The organism is Photobacterium sp. HL06, from assembly GCF_059552575.1.
Window position 1 is genome coordinate 319907 of record NZ_CM183915.1, and the last position, 22904, is coordinate 342810.

Below are 22904 nucleotides of genomic sequence, written 5' to 3' on the forward strand. Positions count from 1 at the left end.
CTGGGCAAAGCTAGAAATCAAGGCTTGATTAGCCTGCAAGGTAACAACATCACTTTATTCGGCTGTTCATACACTTAACAGGGATGCCAGCAATATGGAACCGAGAGACGTTAAGACGACCGATGATGCCAAAGCCATTGTCAGTAAAAGGGGGCTCACCCACGTTAAAGTAGGGTTATTCGATAATGATGGCGTCATGCGCGGCAAGTACATGTCGAAAAGCAAATTTTTCTCTTCACTTGACCACGGTTTTGCCTTCTGTGACGTGGTGCTTGGCTGGGATGTCAAAGATCAGTTATATGACAATGCCCATTACACGGGTTGGCATACGGGTTATCCCGATGCTCCAGTTCGTATTATTCCTGGCAGTTGCCGCGATGTGCTTGATGAAGACGACATGTTGTTATTTATTGCTGAGTTTGCTGGTGATGCTGAATCAGTCTGCCCCCGTTCTACGTTAAGAAAAGTCATCAATAGGGCCTCGGATATGGGCTTTCATGCCTTTGCTGCCCTCGAATATGAATTCTTCCTATTTAAGGAAACACCACACTCGGCAAGAGAAAAAGGCTTCCGGAATTTAGAAACCATCACCCCCGACTGGTTTGGCTATTCAATGATCCGCAACTCAACCTATTCCGATTTGTACAAGAGTATTCTCGCCATGGCCGAAACCATGGATTTCCCGATTGAGGGAATACATTCGGAAACAGGGCCTGGTGTCATAGAAGCTGCCATTGCCGTTGATCATGCGGAAGCGGCTGGAGACAAAGCCGCCCTGTTCAAAACCTATATGAAGGTACTGGCTCAGAAAAATGATCTGCTGGCCACCTTCATGGCCAAATGGAGCAACGACTACCCCGGCCAAAGTGGCCATATTCACCTTTCACTGAACAACAAAGATGGCTCATCGGCGTTCTATGAACCTAACCAGGAGCATACAATGAGCCAGCTCCAGCGCCACTTCCTTGCTGGGCAACAGCGCCTGATGCCTGAGCTACTTTGCATGATCGCTCCTTCCGTCAACAGCTATAGCCGAATGATCCCAGGCTTCTGGGCACCGACGGATGCCACCTGGGGGGTGGAGAACCGCACGACTGCCCTGCGGGTAATTCCAGGCTCAGCCAAAAGCCAACGCATTGAATACCGGATTGGCGCGGCAGACGCCAACCCTTATCTTGCCCTTGCGGCGGCACTCGGATCTGGCCTATATGGCATATCCCAGGGTTGGGAGCCACATGATCCGGTTACCGGAAATGCTTACGAACAACCACACCCACCTGAGCTTGAACTGCCCCGTACTCTATGGGATGCCACTCAACGCTTTAAATCTTCACAGGCTGCACGAGAGTTATTTGGCGATGCCTTTGTTGATCACTTTGCAGCATCGAGAGAGTGGGAAGATCGCGAATTTAGAAAACATGTAACTGATTGGGAGCTAAACCGCTACTTTGAAATCATCTGAGGATGGCATGTATGATAGAAACAGATGGAGATAAAACACTTCAGCACACTATCTCCCCCGTAGACGATAGTGTTGTTGTCACCCGAGAGCTAGCCGATCGAGAAGCCATTTTTTGGTGTCAGGAAAGAGCCAATAACGCGCAGGCCAAATGGCGCTCTACTTCTCTTGAACAACGACAGGCACTCTGCAGTAAAGCTATTGATATATTGCTATCTAGCAAGTGTATCATCGCCAGTGAAATTAGCTGGATGATGGGAAGGCCAATTCGCTATAGCGGTAGCGAACTCTCGGGAGTAGAAGAACGAGCACGCTATATGATTAGCGCTAGCAAGGAGGCACTGGCTCCGATAACCCTGCCCGACAAACCGGGATTTACGCGGTACATCAAGCGAGAGCCACTTGGCACCATTTTAGTGATCGCCCCCTGGAACTACCCTTACCTTACCGCCATCAATTCCATTATCCCTGCTCTACTAGCAGGCAACACTGTGATCCTTAAACATTCGGCTCAAACCCCGCTGTGTGCAGAGCGGCTACAGGAGGCCTTCGACAAGGCAGGATTACCCAAAGGGGTGTTTCAACACCTTCATCTCAGCCATGAAAGCACTGAGCGATTGATTGCCAGCGAACAAATCCAGCATGTGGTATTCACCGGTTCCGTTGCAGGTGGGAAGATGGTTGAGAAGGCGGCCGCCGGGCATTTTCATAGTATTGGCCTTGAACTTGGAGGCAAAGACCCGGCCTATATTCGTGCTGATGCCAAACTCGATGATGCCGTTGAAGCGGTTGTCGAGGGTGCCCTTTTTAACTCGGGCCAGTCATGTTGTGGCATTGAGCGAGTGTATGTCGATAACAGCATTCATGAGGAGTTTGTCTCCCGGGCGACCAAGCTAATCAATGCCTATCAGCTCGGTTTTCCGCTCGAAGACGACACCACCCTGGGGCCTTTGGTTAGCACCGATGCAGCTAACTCTGTTCGCGAGCAAATTGCACAAGCCATTGAGATGGGTGCAGTTGCTCATATCAATGAGGCCGATTTTCCTTTCAGCCAACAAGGCTCTCCCTACCTGGCTCCCCAACTATTAACCAATGTCACCCACCAAATGCGGATTATGGCAGAAGAAACATTCGGGCCAGTTCTTGCCGTGCAAGAGGTTTATTCTGATGAGGAAGCCGTCGCTTTAATGAATGACAGCCTGTTTGGGCTAACAGCGAGTATCTTTACCCAAGACACTAACAAGGCCATCGAGCTAGGTGAGCAGCTTGAAACCGGGACATTCTTTGTCAACCGCTGTGACTACCTGGATCCTGCCCTCGCATGGACGGGAGTGAAGCAGTCTGGGCGAGGCTATGCCCTGTCAAAATTAGGCTTTGAAACCCTAACCCGTCCTAAATCTTTCCATATCAAACATCTTTAGGAGCGACAGGTATGCATCTTATGGCGCACTGGCATTATCCTTCAGCCATCACCGTCGGTGAAAATTGTGCTGACAAACTGGGGGAATATTGTACAAAAATAGGCATTAGCAAACCCCTGCTGGTCACCGACCCCGGTTTGGCCGATAGTAAGATGGTACGAAACGCCCTGGCTGCCTGCAGAGTGTCTGGCCAGGCTATTCGTCTGTTTAGCGATATCCAAAGCAACCCGACAGGCAGTAATATCGATTCAGGGATCAAGCATTACCTTGAAGGAGGCCACGACGGGCTCATTGCTTTCGGTGGCGGTTCAAGCATTGATGCCGCCAAAGCCATTGCCCTGGCGGCAAGGCAATCGCATTCGCTATGGGAATTTGAAGACAAAGGAGATAACTGGAAGCTGGCCGATCCTGATTTGATCGCACCTGTCATTGCCATTCCCACAACTGCCGGAACAGGTTCAGAAGTTGGCAGGGCCTCTGTCATTACCGATGAGGCCAGCGAGATCAAAAGGATTATTTTCCATCCTAAAATGATGCCTGCACAAGTGTTGCTGGATCCAACTCTAACTACCGAACTTCCCCCCGCATTAACAGCGGCAACAGGAATGGATGCCCTCTCCCATAGCCTGGAAGCATTTTGCTCTCCTTCTTACCATCCGATGGCCGATGCGATTTCCCTCGAAGCCATGCGGATGATCATGCACTACCTTCCTGTTGCCTTTCTTGACGGCCCAAACATTCAGGCTCGCACCCAAATGCTTGTCGCATCAACAATGGGGGCTACCGCTTTTCAGAAAGGGCTGGGAGGCATGCATGCTATCGCTCATTCATTAGGTGCAGTTTACAACCATCACCATGGGCTGCTAAATGCCATCCTGATGCCGTATGTACTCGCAGCCAACCAACCGAAGATCAATGAGAAGATGGCACGCCTCGGCCGATACCTCGCCCTTTCGCAACCGGACTTTGATGGTGTTATGGCGTGGGTACTTTCGATGCGCAAAGAGCTAAACATTCCGCATTCGTTGGCCGAGATCGGTATCGACAGCCAGCAGGCACAACGTATAGGAACAATGGCCGAATCTGATCCGTCAGCATCAGGCAACCCTATACCGTTCACCGCTGCGCAGTATGCAGAGATCTTTAGCCATGCCGTCAACGGCAAACTGCAATAAGCGAGGTCAGCATGATATTGGGCGTTCTACTTTGTGATGATGTTAGGCCTGAGTTACAGCCAAAGCACGGTAATTATCCGGCTATGTTCAGTGATTTGTTTGGACATGTCGATCCCAGTGTAAGACTCAACTTTTACCGGGTAATTGACGGCCAGTACCCAGAAGCACTAGATGAATGCGATGCCTATATCAGCTCAGGCAGCAAATTTGGCGTCAACGACGAAATCAAATGGGTGAGCGTTTTTGAATCTTTTGTCCACCAACTCTATCAGCAGCATATTCCCTTCATCGGGATTTGCTTTGGCCATCAGATGATTGCCAGAGCGCTTGGTGGTGAGGTTTGTCGATCAGATAAGGGCTGGGGAATTGGTGCTGCCAATGTTAGGTTCAATCACGAAGAAGTGAATCAACACGGTTGGCTCACCGAACCTCAAGGTAGTTATTCCCTGCTCGTTAGCCATCAAGATCAAATTATGGAACCACCGGAGGACACCATTGTACTGGCTGGCAGTGAATTTTGCCCCTACGCCATGATCCAGGTTGGCAGCCATTTCCTCGGTATTCAGGGGCATCCTGAATTTACTCCGGCATACTCAAATGATCTCATTCATCTTCGTCGTGACAGTTATCCAGCAACAACAGTCAACACGGCACTGAGTTCGTTGGAGCAAACAACCGATCATCTTTGTGTTGCTCAATGGATCTTAAATTTCATCAAGCTACGCCATATCAACGTGTAACCCTCGATTTCTACCCTAGTCGTTCAATATATTTGAACGACTCTTTCGGCTCTTTCCTGTGGTGATACTTCGGCTGTTTTATACACTATAAGGAAGATAACAAAGGAGCTGATATGTATCACGCACATGTTTATTTTGAGCTTTCACAACAATCAGTTGCTGAAAAAGTTCACCAACAGATCGCCACTGAAAGAAAAGATATCACCGCCATATTCCCCCTAGTAACCAGAAAGGTGGGCCCACACGACAAACCGATGTTTGAAGTGCATTTCAATAACAACCGCAATGGTTTTATCGACTGGCTTGAACAGCACCGTGCCGGACTATCCGTGCTCATTCATCCTGTTACCGGTCATGATCTCGCCGATCATACCAGCAACGCAGAGTGGCTCGGGGAACCACTTGTATTGCATACGAAAATGTTCGGGCGGTGATAAATGTAGGTGTTCCGCAGGATTGGGCCACCTATATATTGGCTATAGCAAGTTCAATGACTAACTCACTCCATCGGTAGCGGCGTGCCCTGCTTCACCGGGCGGATAGCTAGGTTTGTATTGATATCTTTCACCATGCTCAGAGTCTGTAGTTTACGCATGAAGGCTTCGTAATGCTGCAGGTCTTTGCTGACGACTTCTAATAGGTAATCATATGATCCTGAAATAACATGGCAGCTTATCACTTCTGTCATGCAATCAACGGCATTTTCAAACTCACTGATCGCCTGGTCGCGATGATTACTCAGGCTGACATTAACAAAAAATGTCATCATCAGCCCCATCTTTTGGCGGTTCAGTTTCACCTGGTATCCGGCAATCACACCTTCAGATTCAAGTTTTTTAATCCGTCGGGCACAGGGGGAAACAGATAGGCCAACAACATCGGCAATCTCTGCCGTAGTCTTGCGGACATCACTTTGTAACTCGGCCAAGATCTGTTTGTCTTTCCTATCCATCCCACTCCCCACCTAATCATTGGTAAAAATCATCAATAGATAACGATTTATTAGCTATTTTAATCACTATTAGTATCAATAATTACCACTTTTGCCAACTATCACTCTCAATAGTTATCCATAATTTCATCTCTACCTAATACAATCGGGATGGACGATGGAACGTTTTGCGAAAAAGGAAAGAATGTTGGGGCTACTTGCCATGTTGGCAACCTTGCTGATATGGGCCAGCTTTTTTATCTCGCTAAGAGCATCTGGGCAGTCACCGCTCACTGTCGGAGATATTGCATTATTGCGCTTTTTACCTGCAGCTCTGGTATTCGGCCTATTAAGTTTGCCTAAGGCACAACAGATCCAAGCAACACCTAAGCGCTACCTGTTCGCCATTGCCTTTGGTGCCGGGCTGCCTTTCTTTCTATTAGCCGCCAACGGATTACGCTTGGCGCCCGTCGCCGATGGAGCCTCACTGATCCCGGGGATCCTCCCCCTCTTTGTGTCATCCATCGCGGCATTTTGCTATCGCGAGAAAATATCCAACGTCAGGAAATTTGGTATTGGGTTGATCTTTATTGGGATTGGGTTGTTTGTAGCCCACTCTTTGCTTAGTGGCCAGCATCATATTGCACAGGGACACGGACTCTTATTAGCCGCCAGTTTCAGTTGGGCCTGGTATACCATTGGAATGCGAGTGAGTGGCCTCTCTCCCATCGCTGGAGGCGCAATATTGGCGATCACAGCCTGCTTATTGTTACCTGTTTTCTACCTAGCAGGGTGGATCGAGTTTAACTTATTGGCTGCACCCGCCAGTGATGTCGTATTCCACCTCGTGATTCAAGGGGTTGCAGCCGGGATCATTGCCAACTTCACTTATGGGTTTGCCATTTCCAGGCTTGGGGCTGAGATGAGTGCCGCTTTGGGATCGTTCACTCCTGTTGTCGCCGCCTTGCTCGCTGTTGCTGTGTTTGGCGAATCACTCACTCTCATCACCGTATTAGCGATGGGATTGATCGTGTTAGGTGCACTCTCTGCCAGTGAACTTATTAAAATAAAAACGGTGACTATAAATCGCCTTGCTAAGCTCAATAGCTAGTAAGTAAAGATGGTCAGTGTGCTATTTCCATTACGCTGACCAACCAACAACCCTTCCATATCACTTAAAACACATACGATATACCAACAGAACCTAAGCTAGTGACTGAACCAGCAATGATCGGGCTATTTTCTATATCGCCTTGCAAGTTGGTATATCGAACACTCGCGGTTAACCTCAAACTCTTTGAGATAAACATATACCCGCTCAAACCTACAAAATACTGGCCGTCCCAATCAGCATCAAATTCATCAAGACCTGATCGAATAGATTCTGTTTTTGAAACGCCGTACAGATGATTGTTAATTCTATCGCTATTATATGAGTAGCCTATTTGCGGAGTGATGCCGAAACGGTTCATTCTGATTGGTAACCTCCAAGATGCTTCAGCATACAAACCATTATGCTTACTGCCTAAGTCAGTTCCCCCGCCCACCTCAAAAATACCAACCTGCGTTAACATCTGATAGCTTACACCGCCAAGTATTGATGCTTCCCGCTCATCCAACAGCTGGATTTGCGCATCATCGGAATCAGATGGCTTCAATGTTCTAGGATCATAGACAAGCCTGAAAATGACATTTGTTGTTGTGCCTACTGGGTATAGCCTTACTCCAGCAGAAAGGCCACGTAAGAAAACATGTTCACCTTCATATCCAACGGCTGGGATCACCACTACATTCGCATCTGTATCCCTATAAATCTCAGGAGAATATGAGGCAATAGCACCCAATGATCCTTGACCCGCTACGGCAGTATGACAAATTAACAACAACGTTGTGATTAGCACCCTTTTTATCGCGTTACAGAATGCAGCCAAATGACTATTTGCAACGCTGTTAAGTCTGTTTTCTCTCACAACCAACGTTATATCATTTAGATTAGTTATTGCTTTCATGTTTCTTTTTATATCTCCCTGATCAACTGAATATCGCTGGTAGAAAGCTGATATCTAAGAATCACGTTCATATGTTTATTGCCAAATTACAATAAATGCGAATAGTATACGGTATAATGACTAAATAAAAGGCGAGCTAATCGCCTCTGAATATCACGCACTATACCGTCATTGAGACGGTAAATCTATCCTCTTTTATAATAGCCTTCGCAAATAGGCACAAATCCATGCACCTAATGAGCTTGATAGAAATCAAACCACAGTGAGTCGTCGCAGTTTCGCAATCCTTTTGTGTCGAGTTGATCACAAAAATTGATTATCATGCACATTCTAAAATTTTTTGAATGTGGATACACAACATGTACAAACTGGTTGCACTCGATATGGACGGCACCCTGCTTAACTCGCAGAAAGAAATTTCTATGCGCACCAAGCAGGCAATCAACGACGCTAGAGAACAAGGCGTCCATGTCGTATTGGCTTCAGGCCGACCACTAGAAGGAATGGCTGACTACCTGGCTCAACTAGGCATGACAAGTGACGATGACTATGTGCTTAGCTACAACGCATCACTCGTCCAGCGAGTTCAAAGCAAGCAAGTGATTCGAAAGCTAATCATGCAAGGAAGCGATGCAAAGAACATTGCCAGCCTTGCCCATGATTTTGGCGTTCATGTCCATGCTTTTTCACCAGCTCGTGGCCTGATCACGCCGGAAAACAATCCTTACACCCAGCATGAATCGGCTATCAATGGTGTGGATATTACTGAGATTGATTTTGCTGAACTCGACAACAATGAAGAGATCATCAAAGTGATGATGGTTGCTGAACCAGAGGTTTTATCAGCGGCTATTGCTCAATTGCCAGCCTCTCTTTATGAGCAGTACACCATTGTGCAAAGTGCGCCATTCTTCCTTGAGTTACTTAACCCAAGCAGTAACAAGGGCGCTGGTGTCGCTATGTTAGCTGAACATCTCGATATAGATGCCAGTGAAGTGATTTGCATGGGAGATGCTGGCAATGATCATCATATGATCAAGTATGCGGGACTCGGCGTCGCAATGGGTAATGCGACTGACGATACCAAAGCGCTGGCCAACCACATCACCGATAGCAATGACAATGATGGTGTTGCTAAAGTAATTGAAGAATTCATTCTGAACAAATAACCGTTAAGCAGTCTGACAAAAAGCCGATCTCGATGATCGGCTTTTTGATACACCTAAGTTCCAAATTCGTTGGTATGATCAATTAGAAAACTTAACTCATCTTCTGAGCTGACTTTGAGCGAAATCATCTTATTTGCATCAATTGTCTTGTCGATTTTATCTGATATGAATTTGGCTAACGCTTCTGAATTAACCTCTCCATCACTATCTTTAAGCATATTCAGCTCATCCTCATCCAAGTTCAGTGCTGTTCCTGGTAAGTAAATCGTCCCATAATACAAGTCGACACCAAACGCGATTAGTCCCGGAACAACGAATAGCAACAAGCCAACCGCATCTAAAACAGCAATAGCGGGATCTAGATTTCCACCTCTTTGTCCCTTTCTCTCAGGATGCAAGACTAATCCACAACCGGATAGCTGAATAGTCAGGATAACAGTAAAAATAACAGCTAACGCTTTATTCCTCATGTGACCTCCCTGTCCTACTAGGATCTTAGTTTGGTATTAAGTATGGCTAAAAACCGCAGTCTTGCAGAGGCATTTGCTAAAAAAGATAACTAAGACAGGTATTTATAGTAAGTTGAAAAAGGAATGCTTTGGTGCGGGTAAGAAACAGGGGGATATCCCCCTGCAGTATTTAAGAAACAGCTAAATCACAACAAGCCTTCAACACGCGCCTGATGCAAGACAATAGGGTCAACTGCGGCATATGCGGCATCCCACAAAGCACCGATATACATCCTTTCTTTCCCTTTTGCCTGACGCTCCAGTTGATCTAGCTTGCGTAGCTCCTCCAATGTTAACGGCTGTGTAAACAGTGCTTTAGCCTTTTCAAGTTTTTCCATGTGCCTATCTCCAGCAATATCAAATTGAGAAACTGGCTGGGCTATACCAGGTAGCTGGCCGATTTGATATCACAGATGCGACACCGCTAAAGATCAGATTGTAAGAATGAAGCTCTAACCTGTAGTTACAATTGCACTTAACTTGTTTGCTCACTATGAAGTTAAGTTATTTTTTATGCGCAAGACATGACCTAACTCAAGCCTCAATTGCTGAAATGTTATTCATGGGCGTAAATGTGAAGTATGTGGAAAAGGTAGCGGTTAGCACATCGTTTAATAGCTGTTATAAGGTTGTTACATACAAGCCTCCGGCTATACCGGAGGTCGATTTTAGTTGACCACTTCAAACCAACTCTTCAAGTGGAAGTGGTATTATTTATTAGTCAGGTTTGTGGCGATTCGGATCTTGCAACTTTGAGCAAACTAATGCTGATCATGGACAACACGAAAACGGAACGGCAGTACATTCTCCAGTAGAGCGAAGGCAAAGTGCCTTCGCTCTTTTGAATCCCCCATCTGGATAATTACTTTTCTAACTGCTTGTTGATCAGCCGAGTTCGCTCATTAGTCGCGCGGTTACGGATCTCATGCATCACAAATGTCTGAGCATCACGCGTCCAGGCCTGACCTGACTCAGGATCATAGTCATGGGGTAATGCGATACCCTCTGGAGCATAGGCATCGATACCAGCATCACGCGAGGTACTGATGGTGCGTAAGCTATGCTCATAGAAGCCAACAACTACCGTTTTTCCTAGCTTATCAACACCACCAGCTTGTTTAACCACTTCATCGGCAACACCAATTGTACTCAGATAAACAATCGTGCCATCAGCTCCAATTTTCGGGTTGATTGATGTTAGATACTCAGGTGCAATGCGATCGCCAATTGACTGAGCTATTTCCCACTGGGCATAAACAGGTTTACCCGTTTTTTTGTGGATATCTACCACAACATCAGCCAGTGCCTCATTCATCGGGCCGGGCTCCTGGTTACCATTCGACGCCACTCGGTTACCAAACGCATAAGCCAGAATGCTATCCGCTTGTTCAAGTGGCAATGGTTCACCTTGCCAAGTTAAAATTTCATTCATCAAAAACTCAGCAGTATGCGCTGCAACTTCTTTATTTTGAAGTTGCTCTGTTAGTTTCGCTTCAATCGCATCCTGTAGCTGCTCGTCTGTAATGCTGTCAGATGTTGCAAATGCTGGTGAGCAAGCCATCGCGGCCATGAGTACTAGAGACTTAAGTTTCATGCTTTTCAAAATCATACCTTTAAAATATTACAACATTTCAAAAAACTAGCTGCTGCAAACATAGCCTAAAGGAATATGGATGTGGGTAATATCTATCCAGTTCTTAGAGCAAAGTTCAGAATTGACGATAATTGATATAGCATTAATAACTTTTACATTATATGGCCTGATTGTTGAATGGCTACGACATTAATTTCTCATTAAAAACATCAACTTACTTACAAATCATTCATGGAATTATGAAACTTGGATAAAGGTTGCAGGTAACACATCACCACTGTTTTTTCTTAGATAAAGCTGCCTGCAACCTTTAATACTTTGCGCTTATTTTGAACGAGAGGGTGTCGCCTTCATAACGTCGCTTTGTCTCGAATTCATGTAACCATTTCAGCTCAGCAATAATTTCAGTGTTCACCCATTTTACCCGATAGCTCATAATCGGCCCAGCACCTACGGCCTGGCTTTTAAAACCACCCAACACCGCGCCTTCCCCCTGATCGCCAGTGAGCTGTTGATACCAGTAGCCACTCACTCCAATACCGGTAAACCCGCCAAAAAAAATAACGTTCTGGACGAAAGTCGACTCAACATGAGCTTGAATACCCGTCTGATAATGGGTGTCGCTATTTTCAGTATTGAAATCAATTCCACCAAATACCGAGAATTCACGACCAATTGCCGGCTCAATATTAATAAGTGCGACAGCCGGGCTAAAGGTCCAATAATTTTTACCTGTATTTGCCAAACGGCCCACCTCATAACTACCTGTTGGTGCATAAATAGCGAAGCGGTAATCTCCCCTCCAGTTTCGGTCAATAGTGTGAGACAACATTAGCGGACGCAAAATTAAATCACCAACACCGCTTTCTTTGGCTGACTTTCGCGATACCTGACGGCGGCTAAACCGATCATCGACGATACTGGCGGAAATTTTCACTGAAATATGGGGGATCGTCATACTCATTGCGTATAACCAACCTTCAGCAGGCTCCCACCCCTGATTCCAAATCAAGTCTAGTGCTAACTCTTTTGTATCGATATTAATGTCTGTCGTCATGAGCCCGGCTATAGGTACTATTGTTCCACCCAACTCCCCTTCATAATTATTTAAAGCCAAACGAACGACAACGGCTTCATCTGGTGGTGTCATATCAATCGCTGACGCCAGAGAGCCCGGTAAATAATGGCCACTTGCTCCCTCTTCTGCACAGGCAGCACCAATAATACTCGCTAGACAAATAACGATAATTAAAATGCAGCACCTCATTGAAGATATTTTCATACCGCACCCAATATCATCAAATAGTCACTTCCTACTCCATTCAGGCTCTTTATATAAAAAAAGCTTAGACAAATAACGCCTGAAAACAGCTGAAAATAAAAGAAAAGTGCAGGATTATTACTGATAAGAAAAATAGATGAGAATGAGAGAGAATCATGTCTAGGTATTAAGATGAGATAGTGCCAACAACAAAACAGAAGTTACCATGTAACGTGAAGCACCTATTGTGGTTCATCAAAAACTTGTATTCTGCCGTCGACCACTCTAACCGGGTAGCTATCTATATCTTCAAACGCCGGAGCACATAGTACCTCACCGCTTTTTAGGCAGAAGCGTGCACCGTGACGAGGACAGATTATTTCATCACCGTCTATTTCACCGTCACTTAAATCGCCGCCATCATGGCTACAGGCATTTTCAACTACAAAGAATTTACCATCAATATTCACCAATAAAAGCTCCACATCCTCCAATTCAACCAAAGCATGTTTTCCCTTTGGTAGGTCCTGAGTAGACATTACATCAATCCATTCAGCCATAACTAAAGCATCCCCAACTGTAATTTAGCGGCATCAGACATCATCTCGCGGCTCCAGGGCGGATCATAAACTACCTTTACATCAACAAGGTCAACGCCTGGCACGGTAAGTATTTTCTGCTGTATATCTTCAGCAAGTACTTGCCCCATGCCACACCCGGCAGCGGTCAGTGTCATCGTAATTCGGATCATTTGGCGACCATCAATCAATTTGCTGCAACTTAAGTGATAAATCAGCCCCAAATCAACAATATTAACCGGGATCTCAGGGTCATAGCAGGTTCTAAGTTGATCTTTAACCTGCTCGAGATCCACATCAAAACGTGTATTGCTCTCTGTTGCCGTGGGCCGGGCTGCCAGAGGCTGCTTTTTCCCCAGTGCATCGGCATCAGTGCCAGCTATACGTAATAACTGCCCATGGTCATTAACGGTAAATGTATCGCCCAGGGCTTGGGTGATCAGCACTTCACAACCTTCAGGCAAAGTGACCGGGACACCGGAAGGAATGGCGATGGCACTGCAATCACGTAATACCGTCACAGCTTCAAGTGCTTTATTCATAGCTCCATCTTCCTTCATTCTCATTCAGTTGAAACAGCTTGGGAATTACTATGAGGCTCTAGCCCAGCTTTAAGAGTGTGCCAAGCCAAAGTGGCACATTTTATTCGGCTGGGGAACTCCCTCACCCCCCCTAACACAGACAGTTTGCCTAAGCACTCCGGTAGTGACAGCGATGGTTCGGATTCTGTTATAAATTGATGAAAATCTTGAAAGAGCTTCTCAGCCTGAGCTAGAGTTTTGCCTTTTAACTGCTCTGTCATCAAAGAAGCGGAAGCTACGGAAATCGCACAGCCAGTACCTTCAAAGCTAACATCTACGACTTTGTCATTTTCTACCCTGAGATAGAGCATGAGTCGGTCGCCACACAAAGGGTTATAACCTTCCTGACAATGAGTGTAATTGCCAAGCTTCTGAAAATTCCGAGGGTGCCGGCCATGATCGATGATCAATTCCTGATATAGCTCGCGTAGTTCATCGTTCATAGTCACCATCCCAAATAAGTCGTTACCCAAAGATAGCCTGCACTTCTTTCATCCCCAGCATCAGACGATCCACATCTTCTTCGTTATTGTAGAAAGCCAAAGAGGCCCTGGCAGTAGCTGGCACCCCGAAGCGATCCATCAGCGGCATGGCACAATGGTGTCCAGCCCGAATGGCTACCCCTTCACGATCTAAAATTGAGCTAATGTCATGGGGATGAGCGGTATCAAGTACAAAGGAGATAATGCTAGCCTTGTGCTTGGCTGTACCAACAATACACAGCCCCTTAACTGATTCCAACGCCTGGGTTGCATAATCAAGTAACCTCAGCTCACGCCGAGCAATATTATCCAAACCGATGTTTCTAACATAATCGAGTGCCGCGCCTAGACCTATCGCACCGGCAATATTCGGCGTGCCGGCTTCAAATTTATAGGGTAAGACGTTAAACCGGGTTTTATCAAAACTAACCTGACTAATCATATCGCCCCCACCTTGGTAGGGAGGCATCACTTCCAGCAACGCTTGTTTGCCATATAACACCCCAATACCTGTCGGGCCATAGACTTTATGACCGGAGAATGCGTAGAAGTCACAATCCAATGCCTGCACGTCTACCGTTAGATGCGGAGCTGCTTGGGCACCATCAAGCAATACGGGAATACCCTGAGCGTGAGCCATGGAAATTATTTCCTGTACTGGCGGAATACTACCGAGCGCATTAGACATATGAGTGATAGCAACCAGCTTGGTTCGGCTGCTCAATAGCTGGCGATAGTCATCGAGTTGAATTTCTCCTGAATCGGTAATGGGGATCACTTTTAACCGGGCACCCGTTTGCTCACACACAATTTGCCAAGGGACAATATTCGAGTGGTGCTCCATAGCACTGATCAGGATTTCATCGCCAGCCGTTAACCGGGGACGGGCAAAACTCTGTGCCACCAGGTTGATCGCCTCAGTGGTACCACGGACAAACACAATCTCTTCGCGCAGGGCAGCGTGCAAAAAGCCTTGAACCTTGTCTCGACTCGCTTCGTAAGCTTGGGTCGCTCTTTCACTTAAGGCATACACCCCGCGGTGGACATTGGCATTATCCTGACGGTAATAATGCTCAATCGTTTCAATCACTACATTGGGCTTTTGCGTGGTAGCGGCATTATCCAGGTAGACCAGAGGCTTATCGTATACCTGCTGCTTGAGCAACGGGAAGTCATTGCGCACCGCTTGCCAGTCAATCTGTTCAACTGAGGCCGGAGTGGTAAAGGATAATTGATCGTTGTTCGGCAGTGAACAGCTTATGGTCATGATCTCTGCTCCTTTCCCTGTGAAGGCGGAGTACTACCGATCAAGGCGTTCAGTTTAGCCTGTACCGGGGGCTGAAGAAATCGCTGAACAGCTAACGGTTCAATCGATTGCAGTATTTCGCTGATAAAGGCCGAGATCAAAAGGGTCTGTGCATCTTCCGGTGAGATGCCACGCGAACGCAAATAAAACAATGCCGCGGGATCTAATTGGCCCACTGTCGCTCCGTGGCTACACTTCACATCATCGGCATAAATTTGCAGTTCTGGCTTAGTATCCACTTCGGCTTTTGCCGAGAGCAGCAGGTTTTTATTGATCAACTGAGCATCGCTATGCTGGGCGTCAGGGTGGACGACGACCATTCCGTTAAACACCGCCCGTGCGCGATCCTGTATCACCCCTTTGTAAAGCTCCTGGCTACGGCAACCCGGCTTGAAATGATCAATCTGGGTGTGATAGTCCACATGCTGCTTGCCACCAATACAGTAAGCCCCGTATAAGCGGCACTCGGCCCCTTCATCGGTCAGTTTGATACAGATATCATTTCTGGTCAGGCTAGCACCTAGCGATAAATTATGGCTGCAAAATGAACTGTCGCGCTGTTGCTCAACATGTAATCCGGCAATATGGCTGGTGTTCACCGGCTCTGATTGCAACTTGTAGTGCTGCATCCGAGCTTGAGGCCCAAGAGCTATCTCAGTCAGCGAATTGGTAAACAGATGGTTGTCACTTTGATCTTGTTCATTATTGGCTAGACTTTCACTTCCTAGGTAATGCTCAATGACTGTGACCTCAGCCTGCTCCCCCACCACCAACAGTAAGCGAGGAGAACTAACCACTGGCCTATCGGTTGCTGTGCTGCAAAACAGGCAGTGGATCGGCGCTTGGATTTTGGCTCTTTCCGCTACCCTTATAAATACACCATCAGCCATATACATGGCGTTAAGGGCGGCAAAGGGATGGCCTTTATCTTCTGCTATTGTTCCCAGTGTTGAAGACAGCAGCTCCGGATATTGGAGTAGCCCCTGGGCAAGGTTACATAAGACAAGCCCCTGAGATAAGGCCCCGAGATTGGAAAGCACTGGCTCAAATTTACCGTTAATGAATACCAGCCGAAGACTGTCGGGACAGACAGGAATATCGTTAGGCTGAATGGGAGCGGTAGAACGGGCAAGTTGCTCGACGCGGTTAAATTCAAGCTGTTCAATCTGACTAAGGGCGGTGTACTTCCAGTTTTCCACCCGAGAACCAGGAAGCCCCTGGGTTGCAAAGCTTTCTAGGGCATCGTCCTGCAACTGCTTCAGCCAGGCTAGCTGTTGAGCGGTATCTGGCTGCCCGAAAATCAATCCTCGGTGTTGAATATAAGCATTACAGAAACGTTCGCTGGCATTCATCGCCGCCTCCACCTTATCCCGATTGGTATTACGTCTTAATTTACCTTTAGTCTTTCACCTGAATTCGTTTCTTAAGCGACCCACTCTCCGTAGCCCTTCTCTTCCAGTTCGAGCGCCAATTCCGGCCCTGCTGAGCGGACAATTTTTCCGTCCATCAATACATGGACAAAGTCTGGTTTAATAAAGTTCAGCAGTCGCTGATAGTGGGTAACCAAAATGATTGCCCGCTCCTTATTGCGAAAAGAATTAACACCCTCCGCAATAATCTTCAGGGCATCAATATCCAGTCCAGAGTCGGTTTCATCAAGGATCGCCAGTTTGGGCTCTAGCACCAGCAATTGCAAAATTTCATTGTGTTTTTTCTCGCCGCCAGAAAATCCTTCATTAACAGCTCGATAAAGCAAACTTTCCTCCATACCTACTTGGGCAACTTTCGCTTTAACCTGCTGTAAAAAATCTACAGCATCCAGCTCATCAAGTTGATGATACTTACGTTTGCTATTGAGCGCCGTTTTCAGGAACTGAATATTACTCACTCCCGGGATCTCGGTTGGGTACTGAAACGCCATAAACAGCCCCTCGCAGGCTCGTTGATCAGGCGATAGCGTCATTAAGTCCCGGCCATCAAATAGCATCTCACCTTCTGTCACGGTATAGTTTTCATCTCCGGCCAAGGCATTCGCCAGGGTGCTTTTTCCTGAACCGTTCGGCCCCATAATGGCGTGTACTTCACCGGAGTTAACTGTCAGATTCAAGCCCTTGAGGATAGCTTTACCATCAACGCTGACATGTAGATCATTGATCAGCAACATGCTGTACTTTCTCCACTATTAATCGTATTTAACCGACGCAGCCTTCAAGGCTGACTTCCATCAACGCCTGGGCTTCCACCGCAAATTCCATTGGTAGCTTACGAAACACGTCTTTACAAAAACCATTGATGATCATTGACACAGCCGCCTCTGGTGCGATCCCGCGCTGGAGGCAGTAGAACAACTGCTCATCGCTAATTTTTGAGGTTGTAGCCTCATGCTCTACCTTGGCTGAAGGGTGCTTGACCTCGATATATGGAAAAGTATGTGCGCTGCACTTATCCCCTAACAGCAAGGAGTCACACTGACTATAGTTGCGTGCATTAACGGCTTTCGGGCTTACGTGCACCAGTCCACGATACGCATTGGATCCGCGACCAGCGGAAATCCCCTTAGAGATAATCGTACTTGAGGTGTTTTTACCAATATGCGTCATCTTGGTGCCGGTATCGGCCTGTTGACAGTTATTGGTTAGAGCCACTGAATAAAACTCACCGCTAGAATGGTCACCCTGCAGGATCACACTGGGGTATTTCCAGGTAATGGCAGATCCGGTTTCAACCTGGGTCCAAGATATCTTGGCGTGTTGGCCCCGGCACAAGCCGCGTTTGGTCACGAAGTTATAGATCCCGCCTTTTCCGTCCTTGTCGCCCGGGTACCAATTTTGCACTGTGGAATATTTGATTTCTGCCCTGTTCAAAGCGATCAGCTCTACCACCGCAGCATGAAGCTGGTGCTCATCGCGCATCGGTGCAGTACAGCCCTCCAGGTAGCTGACATAACTGTCATCCTCGGCGATGATCAGGGTGCGCTCAAATTGTCCGGTATTGGCCGCATTGATACGGAAATAAGTCGATAGCTCCATTGGGCAGCGCACGCCTTTAGGGATATAGCAAAAGGAGCCGTCGCTGAAAACGGCTGCATTTAATGCGGCATAGAAGTTATCAGTATAAGGTACGACAGTGCCTAAATATTTCTGGATCAGTTCAGAGTGATTTTGTACTGCTTCAGAAAAAGAGCAGAAAATAATCCCGACATCGGCAAGTTTTTCCTTAAAGGTGGTTGCAACAGAAATACTGTCGAACACGGCATCAACCGCCCCTTTAACGCCAGCAAGCTGAGCCTGTTCATGAAGTGGAATTCCCAGTTTTTCATAGGTTTGCAACAGCTTAGGATCAACATCCTCCAAGCTTTGCGGCCCACTGGCGGCCGATCTCGGCGCAGCGTAATAAATCATGCTGTCATAATCGATGGGTGGGTAATACAATTTTGACCAGGTAGGGACTTTCAAGGTCAGCCAATGATGATAGGCCCGCAAGCGCCATTCCAGCATAAACTCCGGCTCGTTTTTTTTAGCCGAAATACAGCGTATCACCTCTTCGCTCAACCCGGGCTCAAGGCGGTCTTCGTCGAGTTCGGTGACAAAACCGTGAGGATATTCGTCACTGACAAAATGGTCTAAATTTTGTGTTCGAGTTGCCATTACGACCCCTCCTCATTACCTTTACATCACCTATCGACTTGTTATGATTCTGTCAGCCTCAGAGGCTCTGTTTTTGCTTCATGAGACAGCATATCCTGCAAAGTAACCTGAGCCAGGCTATCGTAGATCACCCGATTGATGCCAAGCCAATGGTCGCGAATTTCACAGTGTTTTTCTATCTGGCACAAATCCTTTTTCACCGAACATTCTGTTACGGCAATCCGGCCTTCCAGCGCATTAACGATTTGAGCCAGGGTGATCTGCTGGGCTGGGTATGCAAGTCGATAACCGCCGTTTTTTCCGCGAGTGGACAGTACCAAGCCATTGCTGTGCAGTATCTTTAATAGCTTGCTCACCGTAGTGGGTGGCAAATAGATGGCACGGGATAAGCAGGTAGTGCTAAAAACTTGTTCAGGGTGGCGCGCCATATAGCTCAGCAGCACGGAGCCATAATCTGTTAATTTGCTAACACGCAACATAAGCAAACTCTCACTCGATATAGGACTATTATAGTCCTATTTACAGAACTCCATTCTGCCGCTATTAAGACTATTTCTGTATAAAGGTGATTTGTTTATATCTGTAATAATGCAAGCCACAAGAATAGTGAATACTAACAAACAAATAGACTTCGCCAATAGATACACATACTCCATCCAAATAACCGAGAATACAAACACCTAGCCATTGAACGGTTTTACTTATTAATACAATAGAAACAACTCATTTTACCAATTAATGGGACAGGCCTAACCTTAACTCAGACCCCAAAAGGAGCTGTCCCATGACGAATAAAACACTGACTCAAGCAAATGGTTCTCCTGTTGTTGATAACGACAACAGCCTAACAGCAGGGCCTAGAGGCCCGGTTTTACTGCAAGATACCTGGCTTGTGGAAAAGCTGGCTCACTTTGACCGAGAGCGTATCCCTGAGCGAGTTGTACACGCCAAAGGCTCTGCAGCATTCGGTACATTCACCGTTACCCATGACATAACCCAATATACCAAAGCCGATATTTTTTCTGATATCGGTAAACAAACCGATGTATTGCTGCGTTTCTCGACGGTTGCCGGAGAGAAAGGTGCCGCTGATGCAGAACGAGATGTGCGAGGCTTCGCACTCAAATTCTATACCAATGAAGGCAACTGGGATCTCGTTGGCAACAACACCCCGGTTTTCTTTATTCGTGATCCGCTGAAGTTTCCAGATTTCATCCATACCCAGAAACGCAATCCGAAAACGAACCTTCGAAGCGCGACAGCAGCCTGGGACTTTTGGTCCCGCCATCCAGAATCACTTCACCAGGTTATGATCCTGTTTAGCGACCGAGGTATACCAACAGATTACCGCCACATCAATGGCTACGGCAGCCATACCTTCAGCTTCATTAATAACAACAACGAGCGTTTTTACGTTAAGTTTCATTTCAAAACCCAGCAAGGTCACCAGTATTATACCGATGAGGAAGCTAGCGGTATTGTCGGCAAAAGCCGGGAGTCTTCACAGGTCGACCTGTTCATGAGTATCGAGGAAGGCCAATTTCCTCGCTGGGATGTCAAAGTCCAAATCATGACCGAAAAGCAAGCCAACGAGTACTCGATACACCCGTTTGATCTCACCAAAGTCTGGCCTCATGGTGACTTCCCGTTGATCGATGTTGGCGTTCTCGAGCTCAATCGAAATCCGGACAACTACTTTGCTGAGGTAGAGCAAGCTGCCTTTACCCCTGCCAACATCGTTCCGGGGATTGGTTACTCGCCAGATCGTATGCTGCAAGGCCGCCTGTTTTCCTATGGCGATACCCAGCGCTACCGCCTGGGCGTTAACCACGGGCAGCTTCCGGTGAACAGGCCTAAATCCTCAGTCAATACCACCCACCGTGACGGTAGCATGCGTACCGATGATAACGGCGGTGAGAACCTTAACTATGCACCGAATCATCACGATAGCTATACCCCGAGCCAAGATGCAGAGCCTGCGCTGGCACTGGAACGAGAAGCCCTACACTTCAACTTCAGGGACTACGATGATGACTACTACACCCAGCCGGGTAACCTGTTCCGTCTGATGAATACCAGCCAACAACAGCGACTCATCGGCAATGTTATTGCCTCAATGAGTGACGTTGAGAGTGACCAGATCAAACAGCAACAAGTTCTCCATTTCTATCAGGCTGACAAAGAGCTAGGTAAGGCACTAGCAAAAGGGCTCGATATTAAAATTGAGCCTTAGACGGTAAAGCAATTTAGCAGTGGTCTACTAACATAAACAGACAGATACCCCCGATAGAAAGGCTCCGTTATGAAGAAGATGATCAATCACGTTGATAACGTGGTCAAAGAGCAGCTGGAAGGCATTGCCAAAGCGCACCCTGAACTGACGGTGAATTTTGACCCATGCTATATTTACCGAGCTTCTCAGGGGCGCCCGAAGGTTGCTCTAATATCGGGGGGAGGAAGCGGTCACGAACCGATGCACGGAGGTTTTGTTGGCCAGGGCATGCTGGATGCCGCCTGCCCTGGCGAAGTTTTCACCTCGCCAACCCCAGATCAAATGTATGCATGCGGCCAGCAGGTAGACCGCGGCGAAGGGGTACTATTTTTGGTGAAGAACTACACCGGTGATGTCATGAATTTTGAGACAGCCGTAGAGCTGCTCCACGGTGATGGCATTAAAGTTCAGGCCGCCCTGATTGACGATGATGTTGCGGTGAAAGATAGCCTCTACACCGCCGGGCGCCGGGGAGTCGCAGCAACAGTACTGGCTGAGAAGATACTCGGTGCTGCCACAGAGATAGGATTTACCCTAGAGCAGTGCGGTGAACTGGCCAAACGAATTGCTAATCAGGGGCGCTCTATCGGCATTGCCTTGTCGGCATGTACTGTGCCCGCAGCCGGAAAGCCAGGCTTTGAGCTGGCTGATAACGAGATGGAATTTGGCGTCGGTATTCACGGAGAACCCGGTATAAAACGTGCCCCGTTTAGCGACAGTGACACGACAACCACTGCAATGATGGCGCACTTGCTGGACAACAGCAGTTACCAGCGTACGGTTCGTCGCTGGGACAATGGCAAAGCTGAATGGCTTGAAGAAAGCTGGACGACAACTCCGCTAGAGCAAGGCGATAAAGTTATTGTGTTGATCAACAGCTTGGGTGGCACACCGCTGTCTGAATTGTACTGTGTCTACCGCAAAGTCGCCGAGCTTCTCGATCATCATGGCATCAGCATCGAACGCAACCTGATCGGCGCTTATTGCACATCACTCGATATGCAAGGCGTCTCTATCACCCTGCTAAAAGTTGATGACGAAATGCTGCAGCTGTGGGATCAACCAGTAAACACCCCAGCCCTGCGTTGGGGTTGTTAATTCAGCCAACATAAAGAGAGGCGCCCAGCATGACACTGATATCGAAACAACAGATCATTAAATGGCTGGAAAATGCTGCCGCCACTTTTGAAGAACAACAGGAATACCTGACAGAACTTGATCGACAGATTGGCGATGCCGATCACGGGCTCAATATGAATCGGGGCTTTCGTAAGGTTATGGAAAAACTGCCTGAAATTGCCGATAAAGATATCGGTACTATTATGAAGGCAACTGGTATGACATTGCTGTCGAGTATCGGTGGAGCCAGCGGCCCGCTGTATGGCACCTTTTTTATCCGTGCTGCTACCAGTGTGACAGCGAAAGAAGAGGTAAATCTGCCAGACCTAGTAAAGATGCTGCAAGACGGCCTAGATGGGGTCCAACAACGGGGTAAAGCCGTAGCGGGCGATAAAACGATGGTTGACACCTGGCTCGCCGTTATGGGCAGCCTGAATCAAAATCAGGACAAGTCGCTGGATAGTGCGCTCAAACAGGCATTAGAGGCCAGCGAGCAAGGAATGAAAAATACAATTGATATGCTGGCTAGAAAAGGACGCGCCAGCTATCTTGGAGAGCGTTCGATTGGTCACCAGGATCCAGGCGCGACGTCATCGAATTTATTGTTTGAGGCGCTCTGCAAGGCAGTTAGATCCTAAAAGTAAATTGGCC

Annotated in this window: 24 protein-coding genes; 10 read left to right on the plus strand and 14 right to left on the minus strand. The window is 47.3% G+C overall.

Annotated elements, in window-relative coordinates:
* The first annotated feature begins 94 nt into the window (after window positions 1-94).
* The 5 genes from AC51G0_RS19965 to AC51G0_RS19985 all read left to right on the plus strand — a co-directional run bounded on the left by AC51G0_RS19965 (window position 95) and on the right by AC51G0_RS19985 (window position 5229).
* On the plus strand, window positions 95-1462 hold the full coding sequence (locus AC51G0_RS19965; RefSeq protein WP_496303396.1) for a glutamine synthetase family protein: 1368 nt from the start codon (window positions 95-97) through the stop codon (window positions 1460-1462).
* A gap of 11 nt (window positions 1463-1473) precedes the next feature.
* On the plus strand, window positions 1474-2880 hold the full coding sequence (locus tag AC51G0_RS19970) for an aldehyde dehydrogenase family protein (RefSeq protein WP_496303398.1): 1407 nt from the start codon (window positions 1474-1476) through the stop codon (window positions 2878-2880).
* 11 nt (window positions 2881-2891) lie between these two features.
* Window positions 2892-4055, plus strand: a complete 1164-nt coding sequence (locus AC51G0_RS19975; RefSeq protein ID WP_496303399.1) for an iron-containing alcohol dehydrogenase — start codon at window positions 2892-2894, stop codon at window positions 4053-4055.
* A gap of 11 nt (window positions 4056-4066) precedes the next feature.
* The gene (locus AC51G0_RS19980; protein ID WP_496303400.1) at window positions 4067-4795 is read left to right on the plus strand and encodes a glutamine amidotransferase-related protein; all 729 of its coding nucleotides are present in this window, start codon (window positions 4067-4069) and stop codon (window positions 4793-4795) included.
* A gap of 113 nt (window positions 4796-4908) precedes the next feature.
* Window positions 4909-5229: a DOPA 4,5-dioxygenase family protein gene (locus AC51G0_RS19985; protein WP_496303401.1), complete on the plus strand. Its 321-nt coding sequence runs from the start codon at window positions 4909-4911 to the stop codon at window positions 5227-5229.
* A 65-nt stretch (window positions 5230-5294) separates the two neighbouring features.
* On the opposite strand, the gene AC51G0_RS19990 is transcribed toward AC51G0_RS19985, so the two are convergent.
* Complete coding sequence (locus AC51G0_RS19990; RefSeq protein ID WP_496303402.1) at window positions 5295-5747, minus strand: Lrp/AsnC family transcriptional regulator; 453 nt, start codon at window positions 5745-5747, stop codon at window positions 5295-5297.
* Between the two features lie 157 nt (window positions 5748-5904).
* On the opposite strand from AC51G0_RS19990, the gene AC51G0_RS19995 reads away from it, so the two are divergent.
* A complete protein-coding gene (locus tag AC51G0_RS19995; protein WP_496303403.1) occupies window positions 5905-6837 on the plus strand; it encodes a DMT family transporter in 933 nt (310 codons plus the stop codon).
* Between the two features lie 64 nt (window positions 6838-6901).
* On the opposite strand, the gene AC51G0_RS20000 is transcribed toward AC51G0_RS19995, so the two are convergent.
* A complete protein-coding gene (locus AC51G0_RS20000; protein ID WP_496303404.1) occupies window positions 6902-7735 on the minus strand; it encodes a MipA/OmpV family protein in 834 nt (277 codons plus the stop codon).
* Window positions 7736-8094: 359 nt separating this feature from the next.
* Between AC51G0_RS20000 and yidA the strand changes: the two genes are divergently transcribed.
* Window positions 8095-8904 carry a sugar-phosphatase gene (gene yidA, locus AC51G0_RS20005; protein ID WP_496303405.1) on the plus strand — a complete coding sequence of 270 codons (810 nt, stop codon included), beginning with the start codon at window positions 8095-8097 and terminating at the stop codon, window positions 8902-8904.
* 53 nt (window positions 8905-8957) lie between these two features.
* On the opposite strand, the gene AC51G0_RS20010 is transcribed toward yidA, so the two are convergent.
* The 12 genes from AC51G0_RS20010 to AC51G0_RS20065 form a co-directional block, all read right to left on the minus strand.
* A complete protein-coding gene (locus tag AC51G0_RS20010; protein WP_496303406.1) occupies window positions 8958-9374 on the minus strand; it encodes a hypothetical protein in 417 nt (138 codons plus the stop codon).
* Between the two features lie 185 nt (window positions 9375-9559).
* Complete coding sequence (locus AC51G0_RS20015) at window positions 9560-9751, minus strand: hypothetical protein (protein WP_496303407.1); 192 nt, start codon at window positions 9749-9751, stop codon at window positions 9560-9562.
* Window positions 9752-10275: 524 nt separating this feature from the next.
* Window positions 10276-11007: a hypothetical protein gene (locus AC51G0_RS20020; RefSeq protein WP_496303408.1), complete on the minus strand. Its 732-nt coding sequence runs from the start codon at window positions 11005-11007 to the stop codon at window positions 10276-10278.
* Between the two features lie 310 nt (window positions 11008-11317).
* Window positions 11318-12289, minus strand: a complete 972-nt coding sequence (locus AC51G0_RS20025) for a SphA family protein (protein WP_496303409.1) — start codon at window positions 12287-12289, stop codon at window positions 11318-11320.
* A gap of 221 nt (window positions 12290-12510) precedes the next feature.
* The gene (locus tag AC51G0_RS20030) at window positions 12511-12828 is read right to left on the minus strand and encodes a Rieske (2Fe-2S) protein (protein ID WP_496303410.1); all 318 of its coding nucleotides are present in this window, start codon (window positions 12826-12828) and stop codon (window positions 12511-12513) included.
* 2 nt (window positions 12829-12830) lie between these two features.
* Window positions 12831-13388: a putative Fe-S cluster assembly protein SufT gene (gene sufT, locus AC51G0_RS20035; protein ID WP_496303411.1), complete on the minus strand. Its 558-nt coding sequence runs from the start codon at window positions 13386-13388 to the stop codon at window positions 12831-12833.
* A gap of 20 nt (window positions 13389-13408) precedes the next feature.
* Entirely contained in the window at window positions 13409-13870 is a 462-nt protein-coding gene (gene sufU / locus AC51G0_RS20040) for a Fe-S cluster assembly sulfur transfer protein SufU (RefSeq protein ID WP_496303412.1), read from the minus strand.
* 22 nt (window positions 13871-13892) lie between these two features.
* A complete protein-coding gene (locus tag AC51G0_RS20045; RefSeq protein WP_496303413.1) occupies window positions 13893-15176 on the minus strand; it encodes a SufS family cysteine desulfurase in 1284 nt (427 codons plus the stop codon).
* The gene (gene sufD / locus AC51G0_RS20050; protein WP_496303414.1) at window positions 15173-16567 is read right to left on the minus strand and encodes a Fe-S cluster assembly protein SufD; all 1395 of its coding nucleotides are present in this window, start codon (window positions 16565-16567) and stop codon (window positions 15173-15175) included. The genes AC51G0_RS20045 and sufD overlap by 4 nt, the downstream gene beginning before the upstream one ends.
* Window positions 16568-16638: 71 nt before the next feature.
* Window positions 16639-17379 (minus strand): Fe-S cluster assembly ATPase SufC, encoded by a 741-nt coding sequence (gene sufC / locus AC51G0_RS20055; RefSeq protein ID WP_496303415.1) that lies wholly within the window; start codon window positions 17377-17379, stop codon window positions 16639-16641.
* Window positions 17380-17407: 28 nt separating this feature from the next.
* Window positions 17408-18862: a Fe-S cluster assembly protein SufB gene (sufB, locus tag AC51G0_RS20060; RefSeq protein ID WP_496303416.1), complete on the minus strand. Its 1455-nt coding sequence runs from the start codon at window positions 18860-18862 to the stop codon at window positions 17408-17410.
* A gap of 41 nt (window positions 18863-18903) precedes the next feature.
* Window positions 18904-19341 carry an SUF system Fe-S cluster assembly regulator gene (locus AC51G0_RS20065; protein ID WP_496303417.1) on the minus strand — a complete coding sequence of 146 codons (438 nt, stop codon included), beginning with the start codon at window positions 19339-19341 and terminating at the stop codon, window positions 18904-18906.
* 305 nt (window positions 19342-19646) lie between these two features.
* Between AC51G0_RS20065 and AC51G0_RS20070 the strand changes: the two genes are divergently transcribed.
* The 3 genes from AC51G0_RS20070 to dhaL all read left to right on the plus strand — a co-directional run bounded on the left by AC51G0_RS20070 (window position 19647) and on the right by dhaL (window position 22891).
* Window positions 19647-21095 carry a catalase gene (locus AC51G0_RS20070; protein WP_496303418.1) on the plus strand — a complete coding sequence of 483 codons (1449 nt, stop codon included), beginning with the start codon at window positions 19647-19649 and terminating at the stop codon, window positions 21093-21095.
* A 69-nt stretch (window positions 21096-21164) separates the two neighbouring features.
* Window positions 21165-22232 carry a dihydroxyacetone kinase subunit DhaK gene (dhaK, locus tag AC51G0_RS20075; protein ID WP_496303420.1) on the plus strand — a complete coding sequence of 356 codons (1068 nt, stop codon included), beginning with the start codon at window positions 21165-21167 and terminating at the stop codon, window positions 22230-22232.
* A 29-nt stretch (window positions 22233-22261) separates the two neighbouring features.
* Entirely contained in the window at window positions 22262-22891 is a 630-nt protein-coding gene (dhaL, locus tag AC51G0_RS20080) for a dihydroxyacetone kinase subunit DhaL (RefSeq protein WP_496303421.1), read from the plus strand.
* Window positions 22892-22904 lie beyond the last annotated feature (13 nt).